General features: G+C 60.0%; 17 protein-coding genes. 8 read left to right on the top strand and 9 right to left on the bottom strand.

Going from position 1 to position 17747, the window contains the following annotated elements:
* Nucleotides 1-28 precede the first annotated feature (28 nt).
* The 6 genes from ugpB to ACZ5FP_RS16140 all read right to left on the bottom strand — a co-directional run bounded on the left by ugpB (nt 29) and on the right by ACZ5FP_RS16140 (nt 6051).
* The gene (gene ugpB / locus ACZ5FP_RS16165) at nt 29-1339 is read right to left on the bottom strand and encodes a sn-glycerol-3-phosphate ABC transporter substrate-binding protein UgpB (protein WP_223612686.1); all 1311 of its coding nucleotides are present in this window, start codon (nt 1337-1339) and stop codon (nt 29-31) included.
* A 162-nt stretch (nt 1340-1501) separates the two neighbouring features.
* Nucleotides 1502-2101 (bottom strand): bifunctional nicotinamidase/pyrazinamidase, encoded by a 600-nt coding sequence (gene pncA / locus ACZ5FP_RS16160; RefSeq protein WP_223612687.1) that lies wholly within the window; start codon nt 2099-2101, stop codon nt 1502-1504.
* Between the two features lie 81 nt (nt 2102-2182).
* Nucleotides 2183-3352: an N-acetylglucosamine-6-phosphate deacetylase gene (gene nagA / locus ACZ5FP_RS16155; RefSeq protein WP_464661261.1), complete on the bottom strand. Its 1170-nt coding sequence runs from the start codon at nt 3350-3352 to the stop codon at nt 2183-2185.
* The gene (locus ACZ5FP_RS16150) at nt 3349-4359 is read right to left on the bottom strand and encodes an SIS domain-containing protein (protein WP_223612689.1); all 1011 of its coding nucleotides are present in this window, start codon (nt 4357-4359) and stop codon (nt 3349-3351) included. Before ACZ5FP_RS16150 ends, nagA begins: the two co-directional genes overlap by 4 nt.
* 17 nt (nt 4360-4376) lie before the next feature.
* A complete protein-coding gene (locus ACZ5FP_RS16145) occupies nt 4377-5165 on the bottom strand; it encodes a GntR family transcriptional regulator (RefSeq protein ID WP_223612690.1) in 789 nt (262 codons plus the stop codon).
* Nucleotides 5158-6051 (bottom strand): glucosamine kinase nucleotide-binding domain-containing protein, encoded by an 894-nt coding sequence (locus tag ACZ5FP_RS16140; RefSeq protein WP_464661260.1) that lies wholly within the window; start codon nt 6049-6051, stop codon nt 5158-5160. The genes ACZ5FP_RS16145 and ACZ5FP_RS16140 overlap by 8 nt, the downstream gene beginning before the upstream one ends.
* A gap of 191 nt (nt 6052-6242) precedes the next feature.
* Between ACZ5FP_RS16140 and ACZ5FP_RS16135 the strand changes: the two genes are divergently transcribed.
* From ACZ5FP_RS16135 to ACZ5FP_RS16110, 6 genes are all read left to right on the top strand, one after another.
* A complete protein-coding gene (locus tag ACZ5FP_RS16135) occupies nt 6243-7154 on the top strand; it encodes an N-acetylmuramic acid 6-phosphate etherase (protein WP_464661259.1) in 912 nt (303 codons plus the stop codon).
* A 34-nt stretch (nt 7155-7188) separates the two neighbouring features.
* Complete coding sequence (locus ACZ5FP_RS16130) at nt 7189-8448, top strand: ABC transporter substrate-binding protein (protein ID WP_223612692.1); 1260 nt, start codon at nt 7189-7191, stop codon at nt 8446-8448.
* A gap of 209 nt (nt 8449-8657) precedes the next feature.
* Nucleotides 8658-9608, top strand: coding sequence for a carbohydrate ABC transporter permease (locus ACZ5FP_RS16125; protein WP_223612693.1), 951 nt, complete (start codon nt 8658-8660; stop codon nt 9606-9608).
* Between the two features lie 12 nt (nt 9609-9620).
* On the top strand, nt 9621-10460 hold the full coding sequence (locus ACZ5FP_RS16120) for a carbohydrate ABC transporter permease (protein WP_223612694.1): 840 nt from the start codon (nt 9621-9623) through the stop codon (nt 10458-10460).
* Nucleotides 10457-11524, top strand: a complete 1068-nt coding sequence (locus ACZ5FP_RS16115; protein ID WP_464661258.1) for a Gfo/Idh/MocA family protein — start codon at nt 10457-10459, stop codon at nt 11522-11524. The genes ACZ5FP_RS16120 and ACZ5FP_RS16115 overlap by 4 nt, the downstream gene beginning before the upstream one ends.
* Before the next feature lie 28 nt (nt 11525-11552).
* Complete coding sequence (locus ACZ5FP_RS16110; RefSeq protein WP_346305241.1) at nt 11553-12554, top strand: ABC transporter ATP-binding protein; 1002 nt, start codon at nt 11553-11555, stop codon at nt 12552-12554.
* Nucleotides 12555-12557: 3 nt separating this feature from the next.
* Here ACZ5FP_RS16110 and ACZ5FP_RS16105 read toward each other — a convergent pair whose 3' ends face one another.
* A complete protein-coding gene (locus ACZ5FP_RS16105) occupies nt 12558-12953 on the bottom strand; it encodes a hypothetical protein (protein WP_464661257.1) in 396 nt (131 codons plus the stop codon).
* The gene (locus ACZ5FP_RS16100) at nt 12946-13194 is read right to left on the bottom strand and encodes a type II toxin-antitoxin system Phd/YefM family antitoxin (protein WP_403177062.1); all 249 of its coding nucleotides are present in this window, start codon (nt 13192-13194) and stop codon (nt 12946-12948) included. The genes ACZ5FP_RS16105 and ACZ5FP_RS16100 overlap by 8 nt, the downstream gene beginning before the upstream one ends.
* Before the next feature lie 171 nt (nt 13195-13365).
* Here ACZ5FP_RS16100 and mgrA point away from each other — a divergent pair, with 171 nt between their 5' ends.
* The gene (gene mgrA / locus ACZ5FP_RS16095; RefSeq protein ID WP_464661256.1) at nt 13366-14427 is read left to right on the top strand and encodes an L-glyceraldehyde 3-phosphate reductase; all 1062 of its coding nucleotides are present in this window, start codon (nt 13366-13368) and stop codon (nt 14425-14427) included.
* 155 nt (nt 14428-14582) lie between these two features.
* Nucleotides 14583-15902 (top strand): UDP-glucose dehydrogenase family protein, encoded by a 1320-nt coding sequence (locus tag ACZ5FP_RS16090; protein WP_464661255.1) that lies wholly within the window; start codon nt 14583-14585, stop codon nt 15900-15902.
* Nucleotides 15903-16055: 153 nt separating this feature from the next.
* Here the strand turns inward: ACZ5FP_RS16090 and ACZ5FP_RS16085 are convergent, their stop codons facing one another.
* Nucleotides 16056-17741 carry an ArnT family glycosyltransferase gene (locus ACZ5FP_RS16085; protein WP_464661254.1) on the bottom strand — a complete coding sequence of 562 codons (1686 nt, stop codon included), beginning with the start codon at nt 17739-17741 and terminating at the stop codon, nt 16056-16058.
* Between the last annotated feature and the right edge of the window lie 6 nt (nt 17742-17747).

Genomic DNA, 17747 nt, shown 5'->3' with positions numbered 1-17747 from the left:
TGCGGACGGGGCGTTCATGAACCGGCTCTTACTGGCCGTTCGCCTGTTTGATGGCTGCATTGCCGCGCTTGACGGCATTGTCGAGCGCCTGCTGGGCGGTCTGCTTGCCGGAGAGCATGTTCTCGAACTCTTCGTTCTCGATATCACGCACCTGCGGCAGGTTCGGCAGGCGGACGCCCTTGGAGTTTTCCGTCGGCGCCTTGCCCATCATCTGCTTGATCGGAATTTCGCGGGCAGGGTTCTTGTCGTAGAAACCGGACTTCTTGGTGTCCTCATAGGCGGCAAGGGTCACCGGCAGATAGCCGGATACCTGGTGCAGGCGGGCCTGGATGTCGGTGCGCGACAGGAAAGTGAAGAAGGCGGCAACGCCCTTGTATTCCGCGTCGGACTTGCCGGCGAACACCCAGAGGCTGGCGCCGCCCGGTGTCGTGTTCTGCGGTGCACCCTTGGCATCGGGGTCATAGGGAAGCTGGCCGGTGCCGTAGTTCATGCCCGATTTGACCACATCGCCCAGGCCGCCGGAGGATTCGGTGAAGATGCCGCATTCGCCCGACAGGAACAGCGGCTTGGCTTCGGATGTGCGCCCGCCGTAACGGAAGGTGCCATCCTTGGCGAGGTCAGCCAGTTCCTGGAAGTGTTTGACATAGATCGGCGCGTTGATCTTCAGTTCGACATCGGTTCCGGCAATGCCGTTTTCATTGGTGCCGTAGGAGACATTGTTCCAGGCGGCAAAGTTTTCCGTGTGGATCCATGTCAGCCATGTCGAGGTATAGCCGCATTTGGCTGCGCCGCTGGTCTTGATCTTCTTGGCGGCTTCCCAGACTTCCGGCCAGGTTTTTGGCGGGTTGTTTTCATCCAGCCCGGCCTTCTTGAAGATATCCTTGTTGTAGTAAAGGATTGGCGAGGAGCTGTTGTAGGGGAAGGACAGCATCGTGCCGTCCGGCTTGGAATAATAGGCAACGATGCCCGGCAGATAGAGGCTCTTGTCGAACTTTGCGCCGCCCATCGAGAGAATGTCGGCCACCGGCTTGATGGCGCCCTCGGCGCCCATCATGACGCCGGTTCCGGCGTCGAATACCTGCATGATATGCGGGGCCTGCTTGGCACGGAACGCGGCAATGCCGGCGTTCAACGTTTCCGGATAGGTGCCTTTGAACACTGGAACGACCTTGTAGTCGCTCTGGCTTTCGTTGAATTCCTTCGACAGGGTTTCAACAACCTCGTTGTTGGCACCGGTCATGGCGTGCCACCAGCTGATTTCGGTGACGGCAAAGGATGAAGTGGACGATGCGAGGATAAGTCCGAGCGCAAGGCTGAGCGAAGTGCCGCGAAATGTCATGTATGTCTCCCATAATGAGGCGTCGTTAGGAACACGCTTATTGGATGCGCTTATGGGCACTATCCTCATTATGTGACAGAGAAACAACAGTTTTATGACTTTGGTCGAATGTCTGGGTTAACGCCTGTGGAAAAAATGCTCAGCTGTTCACTTTTGCGCCGGTCAGATGAGGGTGACGCCGGCCTTGCGCATATTCGCGACCATGGCGGCCAGTGACCCGCCCATGTCGATGGCGCGGCAGGCATCGAGCAGCACATCGGCGGTAAAACCGTGCGCCACCGCATCCAGCGCGGAGTAGGCGACGCAATAGTCTGTCGCCAGCCCGACAAAGGTCACATTGGTGATGCCGCGCTCGCGCAGGTAGCCGGCAAGGCCGGTCGGGGTCTTGCGGTCGTTCTCGAAAAACGCCGAGTAGCTGTCGATGTGGGGACGGAAGCCCTTGCGGATGATCAGTTCGGCCTTGGTCCACTGCAGATCCGCATGGAAATCGGCGCCCGGTGTGCCCTGAATGCAATGGTCCGGCCACAGCGTCTGGTCGCCGTAGGGCATTTTCACCGTGTCGAAGGGCGCCTTGCCGGGATGGGAGAAAGCGAAGCTCGAATGGCCGGCCGGGTGCCAGTCCTGCGTCAGGATGACGTGATCGAACCGGATGATCAGTTTGTTGATGATCGGGACGATTTCGCTTCCGCCATCCACGGCCAGTGTACCGCCCGGGCAAAAATCGTTCTGCACATCGATGACGACAAGCGCATCCCCAGCCATTTTATTTCTCCGATTGTCCGGTGGTCCGAATGTCAAATTCGTTCCACTAGGGATGGCAGTATGGACAATCGGAGAAAGTCGTCAACTCGGGTTTCGGGCGTAATGCAGATCGCCGTCGATCCAGACGTGATCGACGTCAAGCGCATCATCGAGGTGCACGATATTGGCGACATATCCGGTGCCGATGCGCCCGTAGCGATGATCGACCCGGATGCTCTCGGCGGGATAGAGCGAGGCCATCCGCAGGGCTTCCTCCAGGTCCAGCCCAAGCTCGCGATGGACGAAGCGGACTGCCGAAATCATGTCGAGATCGGCTCCCGCCAGCGTGCCGTCTTCGAGCGTCAGGCGGCCGTCATGCCGGCGGATCGTCCGTCCGTTCAGCGTGAAGGTGGTGATATCCGTGCCGATGGTCGACATGGCGTCGGTCACGAGAAAAATCCTGGCCGGACCCTGCTTGGCACGCAGGGCAATCGCCATCGAGGCCTTGCTGACGTGGAAACCGTCGGCAATCAGCCCCGCCGACAGTTCGCCGGTTTCAAGGATGGCGCCGACAACGCCGGGGCTGCGGTTCCCGAGCTGGCTCATGGCATTGAAAAGATGGGTTGCCATGGACGCGCCGGCATCCTTGGCCGCGACCGCCGTTTCATAAGTTGCGCCGCTGTGGCCGATGCTGACGATGACGCCCGCATCGACCATGGCCTTGATCTTGTCGACGGGAACGGTCTCCGGGGCGACGGTGGTGAGCAGTACCGGCAGTGCCTGCACGGCTTCCACGATCGCCACGAGATCGCTGTCCTCCATCGGGCGGATGAGCGCGGGATCGTGCGTGCCCTTGTGCGAGACGGAAAGGTGCGGCCCTTCGAGATGCAGGCCGATAAATCCGGTGACTTTTTCCAGCGCCGCCGCCTTGCCGGCGGCAATCGCCGCATTGGTGATGGCGGGGGTGTCGGTGATCAGGGTTGGCAGGAGGGCCGTCGTGCCGAAGGCGAAATGCGCCTGGCAGATGGTCCTGATCGCCTCGACGCTCGGGCCGTCGTTCAGAAGAACGCCGCCGCCGCCATTCACCTGCACGTCGATGAAACCGGGCACAAGCTTGCCGCCGTTGAGCGCGACCCGGCGAACATCCGCAGGGATGTCCGCCTGGGCAACGATACCGGTGATGGTGCCCGCATCGACGAGAATTGCCGAACCGGCATGCCAGGTTTCGCCGTCAAAAATGTCGGCGCCGGTCAGTGCATAGACAGTGCTCATATTGTTTCAGTCACTTTTCTCAAATGCGGTGGCTCGTCCGGATTCAATCCGCGGCTGCGGGCGAAATCTTCCACGAAAGCATAGAATGATACCAGCAGAGTGAGCGGGTCCGTCAATGGGTGCGACGTCGCGATGAACGGCAATGCGGTGGCTTTCGACGGCTTCGCCGAGGTCAGGAAGACGGCGGCTTCCTGTTCGGCAAGGCGATCGGCAGCCTGCACGATTGAATCCTCGGCCGCATCGCGCGCTGCAAGCACCAATACGGGGAAATCCTTGCCGACGATGGCCTTTGGTCCGTGCATGACTTCGGCGGCGCTGTAGGATTCCGCGTGCATGGCGCTGGTTTCCTTGAATTTCAGTGCCACTTCGTTGGCAATGGCAAGGGATGGTCCGCGTCCAAGCACGAAAAGCGAGTTTTCGCCCTTCATGGCGGCGCCGAACGGCGACCAGTCGCAGCGGATGGCGGCGGCAAGGGCCTTGGGCAGTTCATCGATGGCGGCAAGCAGTTCCTTGTTCTGCGTCCAATGGCCGATCATGGCGAGCCCGGCGACCGCCGAGCTGACAAAGGTCTTGGTGGCGGCGACGCTGCGTTCCTGTCCCGCCAGGATATCGATGGCGAGATCGCTGGCATAGGCGAGATCGGAATTGATTTCATTGGTGATGGCGAGCGTTAGCGCGCCGCTCTCGCGTGCCGCCTTGGTCATGCTGACAATGTCGGGGCTCTTGCCGGACTGGGAAATGGAGAGCGTTGCGGCGCTCTCGAGTTTCAGGGTGATGCCATAGATCGAGGCGACGGACGGTCCGAGCGAGGCGACGGGAATGCCTGCGGTCAGTTCCGTCGCGTATTTCAGATAGGCGGTCACATGGTCCGATGAACCGCGGGCAATGGAGGCCAGGAAGGGCGGGTTCTTCTCGCGCAGTCTTGCTCCGGCATTGGCCAGCGTATCGCGGGAAGCATCGAGAAAACGCGCGGTTACATCGGGGATGGAGCGAATTTCTTCGCGCATGAGAGTTCCGTTGGTGGTCAAAGTACTGCTCCTGAAATTTCCGAGGAGTCGCCGAGCTTCAGCTCCGCGACAAATTCATAGGCATCCGCCCGATAGATCGACCGGGTAAATTCGATCACTTTTCCCGATTCGAGATAGGATATGCGCTCGATGTTGAGGCTGGCGGAACCCGCGGGCACCTCGAGCAATTTGGCATCGGCCTCCTTGAGGATTGCCGCCGAAATGCGCTGAATGGCGCGGGCCGGGCGATTGCCGCCCTCCGCCAGTACCGCATAGAGCGACAGCGTGACCAGTTCCGGATTGGGCAGCACCTGAATGGACAGGGCGGCGCGTTCAATCGCCATGGGCGTGTCATTGGCAACGCGCAAACGGCTGATGCGGGCAACCTTCTCGCCCGAGGACAGGCCGAGCGTGACCATTTCTTCCGGCGAGGGCGGGTAGATGCCGCGATCGAGCCATGTGGAACGCACGATCATGCCGCGCCGCGCCATGTCCTCGGTGAACGAGGTCAGATGCGACAGCGATTGCTCGACCCGTTCCGAACGGGGCGCGACAAAGGTGCCGGAGCCATGCCGCTGCACGAGCAGGCCGGTGTTGACCAGTCCCTGAACCGCCTTGCGCACGGTGACACGCGAAATATCGGCAATGGTGGCAAGTTCCCGTTCGGGCGGCAAGGCATCGCCCGGCTGCAGCATGCCGTCGCGGACAGCCGTTTCAATCAGCCGCTGCAGCTTGACGTAGAGCGGGCCGCCGCTGGCGGAACCGTCGTTCAGGGAAGGCAGGATATCGATCAACCCGTCAGCCATGCACGGCCTCCTTGCGCGCCGGCGCGAAGTTTTTCACCGCCAGTTGCACCGCGCCCGTCAGCGCGTCATGCAGCGGCTTTTGCAGCTTTGCCCGATACGGGGGCGAAAGACGCTGTTCGAACAATGGCCCCAGTCCGCCGATCAATGACAGGCGTTCCTGCGCGGATGGCATGATGGCATCGAGCCCCTCTTCGATCTGTGCCGCCGCCCTGTTCACAATCGCCAGCGCCACGGCATCGTTGCGGGCAGCATACTCAAAAACCAGCGGCGTAAGCGTACCGAAATCGCTGGGGCGTGCCGCGTGGGCAAACTCGACGATCCGGTGAGGATTGTTTTCAAAGCGTTGGAGGACGGCCTCAGTCAGGGGGGACGAAGGGTGAAACCGGTCATGGGCCAGCAGGGCCTCTTCCAGGAGATCGCGGCCGATTCGCGCACCGCCGCCAAGATCACCCACCTTGAAGCCCCAGCCGCCGGCAAACCGGATGTCATCGCCTTCGCGTGTGACGAACAGGGTGCCTGTGCCGATGATGACCACGGTTCCGTCATTGTCGCCGAGCGCACCCTGCAGGGCGATCGTGCCATCGGATGTCACCAGGGAATGCTGAAAGGGCAGGGTCGTCCGCAGCTTCTCGCCATTGCCGCCGACCATGGCGCCAGCGAGCCCAAGAACCGCCGCGGTCGCGGGAATCATTGCGGCGTCGATCCCGGCTTCGGCAAAGGCTGCTTTTGTCGCGCCGAGAATATTCAGGCGCGCGTTTTCCATGTCGGTCATGATGTTGGCCGAACCGCTTTTGCCGATGCCCAGAACATGGCCTGTCATATCGGCCACGGCTGCCCTGCAGCCTGTTCCACCACCATCAATTCCCAGGAGATATGTCACACTCATTGCCCTCCGAAAATAGAATACCAATAAAATACCAATAGCCAAGCGTTAATTCCAGGTTTTTTCCACTTTTATTCATCATTCTGATTTTATTGAATAATTTAACTTGTATGAAAAACAGTGCATGATTTTTTTAAGAACCTCTGGACAAGTGGTATTTTTTTGGCATTAATTATCGCAACGAGGAGAGGCGAGTGGTGGTAACCCGTACCGAGCAACGCAACGACAAGGCATCCGGATTGGACGAGCGATCGCCAGCCGATGTTTTGCGTTTGCTGCACGAGGCGCAGATCGAGGCAGCGGCTTCGGTGGCGCGGGCGACGGATTCCATTGCCGAGGCCGCGCTGCTTGCCGCCGAAACCCTGGCCGCGGGCGGGCGTATCGCCTATGCCGCCGCCGGCAGCTCCGGCCTGATGGCACTTGCCGATGCACTCGAACTGCCCGGCACCTATGGCATCGCGCCGGACCGCGTGGTGATCCTTCTGGCGGGTGGTGTCGAAAGTCTTGTCCGCCTTGCCGGCGGGTATGAAGATGATGTCGAGCAGGCCGCCCGCGATATCGCCGGCGCCGGCCTTGGGCAGGGCGATTGCCTGATTGCCATTTCCGCCAGCGGCACGACGCCCTATGCGGTGGCGGCCATCGATGAAGCCAGGCGGCGCGGGCTGAAGATCATCGCCATTGCCAACAATCCGGCTGTGCCGTTGTTCAGGCATGCCGACGTGGCGATCACGCTGGAAACACCGCCGGAAATCGTCGCCGGTTCGACACGCATGGGGGCAGGGACCGCGCAGAAAATTGCGCTTAATCTTCTCTCCACGCTCATGGCCGTGCATCTGGGGCACGTGCATGACGGCTACATGGTCAATCTTGTTGCCGACAATGAAAAGCTGCGCGAACGCGCCGCTCTGATCGTTTCGGCCATCGCCGCCTGCGACATCGCCGATGCGAAACAGCATCTGGCTTCAACCGATGGCTCAGTAAAGCGCGCAATCCTGCTGGCAGCGGGTGCAGCCGACGCAAAACAGGCATCACACATTCTCGAAAGCAATCAACAGAGGCTACGCCCGTCGCTTTCGACACTGAAAGGGAGCCTCGGCTCTCGTTAACGGCACTGCTCAAAGGGTGCAACAGGAGACTAAAATGGGAAGCACGACTTTAAAATCACTGCTCATGGCAACGAGCATCCTGGCTTCGGCCGGCTTTGCTCATGCCGCCGATACAACGCTGACAATCGAAAGCTGGCGTACGGACGATCTTGCCATCTGGCAGGAAAAGCTCATTCCGGCCTTTGAAGCGAAGAATCCCGGGATCAAGGTCAAGTTCGCTCCGACACCGCCGACCGAATATGATGCCGCTCTTGGCGCCCGCTTCGATGCCGGCAGCGCCGGTGACATCATCACCTGCCGTCCGTTCGACAAGTCGCTGGAACAGTTCAAGCGCGGCAACCTGTCGAGCCTGAAGAGCCTTCCGGGCATGGAAAACTTCACGCCTGTAGCCAAGGCAGCATGGAGCACCGATGACGGTTCCGACACGTTCTGCGTGCCGATGGCATCGGTCATTCACGGCTTCATCTACAACAAGGATGCCTTCGACAAGCTGGGCATTGCAGTTCCAACGACCGAAGCCGAGTTCTTCGCCGCTCTCGACAAGATCAAGAAGGACGGCACCTACATTCCGCTCGCCATGGGCACGAAGGATCTCTGGGAAGCCGCAACCATGGGCTACCAGAACATCGGACCGAACTACTGGAAGGGTGAAGAAGGCCGTACCGCGCTGATCAAAGGTACGCAGAAGCTTACCGATGCCGATTGGGTTGCGCCTTACAAGACGCTTGCCAAATGGAAGGATTATCTCGGCGACGGTTTCGAAGCCCAGACCTATCCGGACAGCCAGAACCTGTTCACGCTAGGCCGCGCTGCGATCTATCCCGCCGGTTCGTGGGAAATCTCGCTGTTCAACACGCAGGCACAGTTCAAGATGGGCGCGTTCCTGCCGCCGGTGCAGAAGGCCGGCGACACCTGCTACATCTCCGACCATGCCGATCTTGGCGCTGCGATGAATGCCAAGAGCAAGAATCCGGAAGCGGCCAAGAAGTTCCTCAGCTGGGTTGCTTCGCCAGAATTCGCCGACATCTATGCCAATGCGCTGCCGGGCTTCTTCAGCCTGTCGTCGACACCGGTCAAGATGAAGGACCCGCTGGCGCAGGAATTCGTGTCCTGGCGCGAAAAGTGCAAGCCGACGATCCGTTCGACCTATCAGATCCTGTCGCGCGGCAAGCCGAACCTGGAAAACGAAACCTGGGTTGAATCGGCCAATGTGATCAACGGCACCGATACGCCCGAAGTTGCAGCCAAGAAGCTTCAGGACGGTCTCGACAGCTGGTACAAGCCTGCGAAGTAAGCAATCAAATGCCGGGGCGGTTCGCGCCGCTCCGGCATTTCGCTTATTCCGAGCAAATTTTGTTTATACGAAACCAAGGCCGATGCATTTGGGCCCAAACAAAACGTGCTCAGAAGTGGCAATCATTGCCGCTGTATTCGTTTGACGAACGGCAGTCGTGGACCGACTTTCCATGACCAACAAATCAATAAGCAGGGGTTTGCGAATTAATGAGCACGGCCGACTATTCCCAGTCTGACAGCGGTCAGGACAAACGCGCACGGCGCTGGCACATCCTTGTGTTCCTGCTGCCGGCGGTGATCGTCTATACGGCGATCATGATCCTGCCCTTGATCGAAACCCTGCGCCTGTCGCTGTTCAACGTGGTTGACGGGCAGAGCGTGTTTGTCGGTTTCGGCAATTTCCAGACCCTGTTCGGCGAACCGCGCTGGTCGGCGAGTTTCTGGAACGCGCTGCGCAACAATTTCGTGTTCTTCCTGATCCACATGCTGGTGCAGAACCCGATCGGCGTCGCCCTGGCTGCGCTCTTGTCGGTGCCGAAGCTGCGCTTTGGTGCCTTTTACCGCACGGCGCTGTTCCTGCCGACCCTGTTGTCCTTCGTGATCGTCGGTTTCATCTGGAAGCTGATCCTCTCGCCGATCTGGGGCGTATCGCCCTACCTGCTTGATCTCGTCGGCCTGAAATCGCTGTTCGCACCCTGGCTCGGCCGGCCGGACACGGCGCTGATCACCGTATCGCTTATCTCGGTCTGGCAGAATGTCGGCATTCCGACGATGCTGATCTACGCATCGATGCTGAGCATTCCCGAAGAAGTTCTCGAAGCGGCGGAATGCGACGGCATTACCGGCTGGAGCCAGTTCTGGAAGATCAAGCTGCCGCTGATCCTGCCCTCCATTGGCATCATTTCCATCCTGACCTTTGTCGGCAATTTCAACGCCTTCGACCTTGTCTATACGGTGCAGGGCGCGCTTGCCGGCCCCGACGGGTCGACCGATATTCTGGGAACGCTGCTGTATCGCACCTTCTTCGGTTTCCAGCTGCAGATCGGCGACAAATCCATGGGTGCGACCATTGCCACGGTGATGTTCCTGATCATCCTCACGGGTGTGTGCATCTATCTCTTTGCCATCCAGCGGCGCATGCGCCGGTACCAGTTCTAGGAAGGTCCCGTCATGGCAAAAGCCCGTACATCACCCCTCCGCTCCGGCTTCGTTCACGTCGCCTTGATCATCTACACGCTGATCGCGCTGTTTCCGGTGTTCCTGATCATCATCAACTCGTTCAAGGACCGGGCGTCGATCTTCCGCAACCCGCTTGGCCTGCCGAATGCATCCAGCTTCAGTCTGGTCGGTTACAACTCGGTGCTGACACAGGGTGATTTCACCCTGTATTTCCAGAACAGCCTGATCGTCACCTCCGTGTCGATCTTCTTCGTGCTGCTGTTCGGCGCCATGGCCGCTTTCGCGCTGTCGGAATACCGCTTCCGCGGCAATTCGCTGATGGGGCTCTATCTCGCCCTCGGCATCATGATCCCGATCCGCCTTGGAACGGTCGCGATTCTGCAGGGCATGGTTGCGACGGGGCTCGTCAACACCCTGACCGCGCTGATCCTCGTCTACACCGCGCAGGGCCTGCCGCTCGCCGTGTTCATTCTCACCGAATTCATGCGCACCGTGTCGGATGACCTGAAGAATGCCGGCCGCATCGACGGTCTGACGGAATATTCGATCTTTTTCCGGCTGGTGTTGCCGCTGGTCAAGCCTGCCATGGCAACGGTTGCTGTGTTCACGATGATCCCGATCTGGAACGATCTGTGGTTCCCGCTGATCCTGGCGCCAAGCGATGCCACCAAAACTGTCACGCTCGGCTCGCAGGTGTTCATCGGCCAGTTCGTCACCAACTGGAATGCCGTTCTGGCGGCGCTGACCCTCGCCATCCTGCCGGTACTCGTCCTTTACTTCTTGTTCTCGCGGCAACTGATCCGCGGCATTACATCGGGAGCAGTCAAATGACCGCCAATACGCAAAAGCCCGTGCGGGTACTGGTTGCCGGGCTTGGCAATATGGGCCGGAGCCACGCGCTCGCCTATCACAACAATCCCGGCTTCGAGATTGTCGGGCTGGTCAACCGCTCCGTCGTGCCGCTGGCCAAGGAATTGCGGGGCTACACGATCCATCCTTCGTTCGAACAGGCGCTGGCCGACCTCAAGCCGGAGCTGGTTTCGATCAACACCTATTCCGACAGCCATGCGGACTATGCCGTTGCCGCCATGGCGGCGGGTGCCGACGTCTTTGTCGAGAAGCCGCTGGCCACCACCGTCGCCGATGCGCAGCGCGTGGTTGCCGCAGCCAAGCAGTATGGCCGCAAGCTGGTGATCGGCTATATCCTGCGCCACCATCCGTCATGGGTGCGGCTGATCGAGGAAGCCCGCAAGCTTGGCGGCCCCTATGTCTTCCGCATGAACCTCAATCAGCAGTCGAGCGGCGCGACATGGGAAACCCACAAGGCGCTGATGCAGACCACGTCGCCCATCGTCGACTGCGGCGTGCATTATCTCGATGTGATGCTGCAGATCACCGATGCCACGCCGGTTCAGGTGCGCGGCATGGGCGTGCGGCTTTCCGACGAGATCGATGCGAAGATGTACAATTACGGTCATCTGCAGGTTCTCTTCGACGACAATTCCGTTGGCTGGTACGAGGCGGGCTGGGGGCCGATGATTTCGGAAACGGCTTTCTTCGTGAAGGACGTGATCTCGCCCAATGGCTGTGTGTCCATCGTCATGGACCAGAACGCCAAGTCGGATGACATTGACTCGCACACCAAGACATCGACCATCCGGCTGCATTCGGCCAGGACAGGTGCGGACGGGCGTTTTGCCAAGCCGGACGAACTGCTCAATATGGCGGGCGAACCCGGCCATCAGGAGCTTTGCGACCTGGAGCAGGCCTTTGTTCTCAAAGCCATCCGCGAGGATCTCGACCTGGGCCGCCACATGCAGGATGCCGTGCGGTCGCTCAGTGTCTGCCTTGCGGCGGATGAAAGCGTGCGCACCGGCAAGCCGGTAGACCTGTAATTAAAAGTTTGAAGACGGGAACAAGACATTGGGTTCTTTGAAGATAGAAAATATTCGCAAGTCTTTCGGCCAGGTGGACGTGCTGAAAGGCATCGATCTCGAGGTGCGGGATGGCGAGTTCGTGATTTTTGTCGGGCCGTCCGGTTGCGGCAAGTCGACCTTGTTGCGCGTGATCGCCGGTCTTGAGGATGCGACCTCGGGCGAGATCCTGATCGACGGCAAAAAGGTCAACAACACACCGCCGGCAAAACGCGGCATCGCCATGGTGTTCCAGACCTACGCGCTTTATCCGCACCTGTCGGTGCGCGACAATATGGGCCTTGGCCTGAAGCAGGCCGGCAAGCCCGCCGAGGAAATCAAGGAGCGCACGAAGATCGCTTCGGCCATGCTCTCGCTCGATGATTATCTGGAGCGACGCCCGGCCGAATTGTCCGGCGGCCAGCGCCAGCGCGTGGCCATCGGCCGTGCGATCGTGCGTGAGCCGCAGCTTTTCCTGTTCGACGAACCCTTGTCGAATCTCGATGCGGCGCTGCGCGTCAACACGCGGCTGGAGATTGCCCGCCTGCACCGGCAGTTGAAGGCGACGATGATCTACGTGACGCACGATCAGGTGGAAGCCATGACGCTTGCCGACAAGATCGTCGTCATGAACAAGGGCAGGATCGAGCAGGTCGGTTCGCCGATGGAACTCTATAATTCACCGCAGACGCTGTTCGTTGCCGGCTTCATCGGCTCGCCGCAGATGAACCTCGTCGAGGGCGCAAAGCTCGGCGACCCCGCGGCAAAGACCGTCGGGATTCGCCCGGAGCACATCCAGGTCAGCAATACATCAGGCACCTGGAAGGGGTCGGTCATCCACGTGGAGCATCTGGGAGCCGATACGATCATCTATCTGCAGACGGATTTCGGTCCGCTGACGGTCCGCCTCTTCGGCGAACACCAGTACGAGGTCGATCAGGTGCTCTATGCGACGCCGGATGCCGGACGCACCTACCGTTTCGATGCCAACGACCAGATCATTAAGGCGTGATGTTCACGTCCGCAGGACAGCCCGCACGCGGCGTTCTGCGGATGCCTGTTTTATGAGAATGGCGATTTTTCGAAGGAAGGCTTCGCTGAAGGCACCCAACGGGGTTGTCGAGACAAAGTCGTAGGCTTTATCGGCATCGACATAATTGTATTCGTCCAGAATAAGCCACGATGGAAAATCGAGCCCGGCGCGGCGGCATTCAATTTCGCTGACGGCGGTGGAGGCACGCGATCTCAAGGGTTTTTGTGAGGTGAGCGGAAACAGAAACAGATTGGCCGGATTTGTGGCTGTTTTGACGACTAGGCAGACTGGCCGTGCTTTTCGGCCGGATTCTTCACCCACATCGGCCTGACGTGCCCAAAGATAATGGTATTCGAGCACGTCACCGGGGTTAAGCATCGTCCTCGCCGGTTAGTATCGTGTCGAGACCTTCCAAAAGCGAGGTGTGTATGTCATCCGGCGCATCCTCAAGTGTATATGCGACCGCACTCGACTGGCCCATGAGGTGGTGATATTTTTCCGCCGTGATGATGATGAGCTTTTCCTTGCCGTGCTTGGTCAGAGCGACAGGCTCGATCAGAGCCGTATCGAGAATTTCACCCGACTGGCGGTTAACCTCCGAAAATGTGAACTGCTTCATGACGGACTCCTTGGTCTGAATTACGTATTATACGTATTATACGTATTATGGCAATGCGACTTACGCATTTCCCGTCATGACATCCCCATGACTTTCGTTCATAGTCCGGCGCGCTGAAACGGGAATCGTCCGGCTCGGCGCCGAGGCAAGACGACAGGGAAGAGATCGATCATGAAATGGACTGCGGACTCCAAACGCTACGACACGATGAAGTACAATCGCTGCGGCAAGAGCGGCCTCAAGCTGCCGGCGATTTCCCTGGGGTTGTGGCACAATTTCGGACACGACACGCCGCACCAGACCAAGCAGGCCATCTGCTGGCAGGCCTTTGATCTCGGCATCACCCATTTCGATCTCGCCAACAATTACGGCCCGCCGCCCGGTTCCGCCGAAGAAGCATTCGGCGAAATCCTGCGCACGGATTTCCAGGGCTATCGCGACGAACTGATCATTTCCTCCAAGGCGGGTTACGGCATGTGGCCCGGCCCTTACGGGGAGTGGGGCAGCCGCAAATACGTCATCGCCAGCTGCGACCAGAGCCTGAAGCGGCTCGGTCTCGATTATGTCGACATCTTCTATTCGCACCGCTTCGATCCGGATACGCCTCTCGAAGAGACCATGATGGCGCTCGACCACATCGTCCGTTCCGGGCGCGCGCAATATGTCGGCATCTCGTCCTACAATTCGCATCGCACCCGCGAAGCGGCGGCCATACTGGAAGAACTCGGCACGCCGTGCCTCATTCATCAGCCGAGCTATTCCATGATCAATCGCTGGATCGAGGATGACGGTCTCGTCGACACGCTGGAAGAGCTCGGCATCGGCTCCATCGTGTTCTCGCCGCTGTCGCAGGGCATGCTGACCGACAAGTACCTCAAGGGTGTACCCGAGGAGAGCCGCGCGGCTCAGGGCAAGTCGCTCAATCCGGCCTTCCTCAGCGAACAGAACCTTGCCAATATCCGGGCATTGAACGCGATTGCGGCAAAGCGCGGCCAGACTCTGGCGCAGATGGCGCTTGCCTGGGTGCTGCGGCGCGGCCGGATCACCACCGCGCTCATCGGCGCGAGCAAGCCGCAGCAGGTCATCGATTGCGTCAAGTCTCTGGAAAATCTCGATTTTACCGATGCGGAGCTTGCCGAAATCGACGTTTATGCCAATGATGCGAACATCAATCTCTGGGCCGCGTCGGCTGAGCGCCGGGGACCGGAGCGCACCCCGCCAAAACCGGCTTGAACCCGCGTTGAAACGCTCTAGATAAAAGACATCGAAAACGCTGGCTGCGATCTCGCGGCTGGCGTTTTTTGAATGGGATGCAACCCGCAATTGGCAGCGCCGCGCGAATATGCGACATGTCTGCGCGAAATTGACGTCACGAATGGGATAGTGCGATGAAGATTGCGATGATCGGGACTGGCTATGTCGGTCTGGTTTCTGGTGTGTGCTTTGCCGAATTCGGTTTTCAGGTCACCTGCGTCGACAAGAACCCGGCCATTATCGAGCGCCTGCAGGCCGGGGAAGTGACGATCTACGAACCCGGTCTGGACGAACTCCTGACCCGCAATGCCCGTGACGGGCGCCTGGTCTTTACGACGGAGCTGGCATCGACGGTCGCTGACGCGGATGTGATTTTCATCGCCGTCGGCACGCCGTCGCGTCGCGGCGACGGGGAAGCCGACCTGCAATATATCTATGCCGCCGCGGACGAGATCGCCGCCGCCATGAAGCCGGGCGCGGTGATCGTGATCAAGTCGACGGTCGTGGTCGGCACCAATGCCGATGTGCGTGCGCATATTGCCAAGGCGCGGCCGGATGTGCCGTTCTCGATGGTGTCCAATCCGGAATTCCTGCGCGAGGGCTCGGCCGTCGAGGATTTCCTGCGGCCTGACCGCGTTGTGGTCGGCGTGCATGACGAGCCCGGTTCCAATGCCATGAAGCGCGTCTACCGGCCGCTTTACCTGCGCGAAACGCCGATGATCGTGACGACGCTGGAAAATGCCGAGATCATCAAATATGCCGCCAATGCCTTTCTGGCGATGAAGGTCACGTTCATCAACGAGGTGGCTGACCTGTGCGAAAAGACCGGCGGCAATGTGCAGGACGTGGCGCGCGCCATCGGCATGGACAACCGCATCGGCTCGAAATTCCTGCATGCAGGGCCCGGTTTCGGCGGCTCCTGCTTTCCCAAGGATACCCGCGCCTATGCGGCGACCGGGCGCAAGATGAATGCGCCGCAGACCCTGATCGAGCAGGTCGTCACGGTCAACGAGCAGCGCAAGCACTCCATGGCCGCACGGGTCATCGCGGCGGCTGCCAGGAGCGGCGCAAAAACCGTTGCGGCGCTTGGCATCGCCTTCAAGCCGAACACCGACGATATTCGCGAGTCACCAGCGCTCGATATCATCCCGGCCCTGCAGAAGGCCGGCCTGACGGTGCGCGCGCATGATCCGGAAGCGCGCTCGGCTGCCGAACCGGTGCTGCCGGGCGTCGTCTGGTGCAAGTCGGCCTACGAGGCCGTCGAAGGTGCCGAAATCACCGTGCTCCTGACCGAATGGAACGCCTATCGCGCGCTCGATCTGAAGAAGGTTGCCAGCCTGATGAAGGGCAATCTCCTGTTCGATCTGCGCAACGTCTATGGCGAGCAGGACATCGACGGCACGGGGCTGGAATACCACTCCATCGGCCGCCCGGGCCTGGGGCAGGGCGTTTAAAACAACATTTGCATCGTGGTGGTGCGTGGTTCGACAAGCTCACCATGAGGGCGGTGGTTTATCACCATGAGGACCGTGGTTTGATTGCAGCCCGCAAGCTTTCCTCATGGTGAGCTTGTCGAACCACGCACGGCAGATATGCCATCGGATGGATTACTGCGCAGCCCTGTACAGCGTTATGGTTGTCTTGCGGCCCTTGCTGTAGTTGATGCCTGAAACACTGCCGGCCACGACGACGGATTTTTCGCCCTGCGGCAGGTTTTGCAGAAATTCCGCCCGGCTGCCCTCGTCGACGGCGGAAATCGCGCAGGCGGGATTGTCGAGCAGATATTTTGCCGCGCCCGCACCACTGGTCAGGATGGTCTTTGTGCCCGCCAGAAAAACCAGGCTCGGCTCGGCATAGCCCGCCGATGCCAACACGCTGTTGGCGCAGGGTTTTGCCGCGTTGAAGGCATTGTTGATGGCCGGGCTCATCCAGATCGGCGTGATGGCCGGAGCCACGCCCCATGTGAGCAGAGCCAGCGTGGCAATGGCAAGGGCTGTCGTCACCTGTATGGCACGCGTCAGATTATCCCTCAGCACGAGGCCGCTGGCAAATATGCCCGCCGCCGCTGCGGTGAAGAAAGCGATGATCCCTGGAACGGGAAGCGTGTGGGCCATGACAAAGGGCAGGACGGTGCCTGCGCCCATCAGCGCCAGCGTGGCGATGGCCAGACCCAGCAGCGTCAGCCGTTCAAGCCATATCTGCCAGCGCCCGCGATAGGGCTGGCTGGCAATGCCGCTGTCCACCGCCCAGGCCATCATCAGCAGAAGCGCGGGATAGGCGGGCAGGATATAGTGCGGCAGCTTGGTCGGGATCATCTCCGTCACCAGCCAGTAGGGAATGTACCAGGCGGTCAGGAAGGCGAGACGCGGATCGGTGCGGAAACGGCCGAGCGCCTGCAGGCCGCCGCGTATGGCCATGACGCCGAAGGGCCAGAGAAACAGCACGAAAATCAGGGCGAAATAGCCGGGCGGTGCGCCATGGCTTTCCTGCCCGTCGCCCACTTTGGACAAGAGGTCATTGCCGACGGATTCATTGAAGAAGGCGCCGCCGCTCTTCAGCGTGATCAGGACGAGCCAGGGCAGGACAATGACCAGCAGAATGGCGATGCCGCTCAGGGGTTTCAGCCGCTTCAGCCATTGCCATTCACGGTAGAAGAGACAGAGCGTGGCGGCGGTGAGCACGCTGACGAAGGGCGTGATCGGCCCTTTGATCAAAACGCCTATGGCCGTTGCGATCCAGAAGACAAGGGCGGGCGCCCATTTTGCCGGGGTATTGTTGCGGCTGGCCATCCATATCCACGCCAGGGCGCCCTGAGCAAACACCACGGTGGCGAGCAGGGTGGCATCGGTTTTCGCCACGCGGGCTTCGAAGCCGAGCATGACAATGGCCGCAAGCGCCATGCCTGCCAGCAGCCCGGCGCTCTGGCCGAACAGAAATGCACCGAGCATCGCCGTGGCGAGCACCGCCAGCGTTGCGCCGCCGACCGAGACGAGCCGGTAGACCCAGACCGGTGCCGTCTGATCATAGCCGGTGACCTTCAGCACGGCGCTCTGGAGCCAGTAGATGCCGACTGGTTTCTTGTAGCGCGAGGCATCCTGAAAGCGGATGTCGACGTAATCGCCGGTTTCCGCCATCTGGTGCGTGGCCTGGATGTAACGCGCTTCATCCCGGTCGAGCGGCGGAATCGCGGCGATTCCGGGCACGAACGACACAAGGCAGATGAAAATGAGCAGCAGGTAATGGCTGAAGCGGAGTTTTGCGGTGCCCGCAGACGCAGGGTCAGAATGGGTCATGATCGT

The organism is Phyllobacterium sp. T2-21, assembly GCF_055378485.1.
Note: the sequence above shows the minus strand (reverse complement) of the source record. Positions and strands in the feature narration are given on the sequence as shown.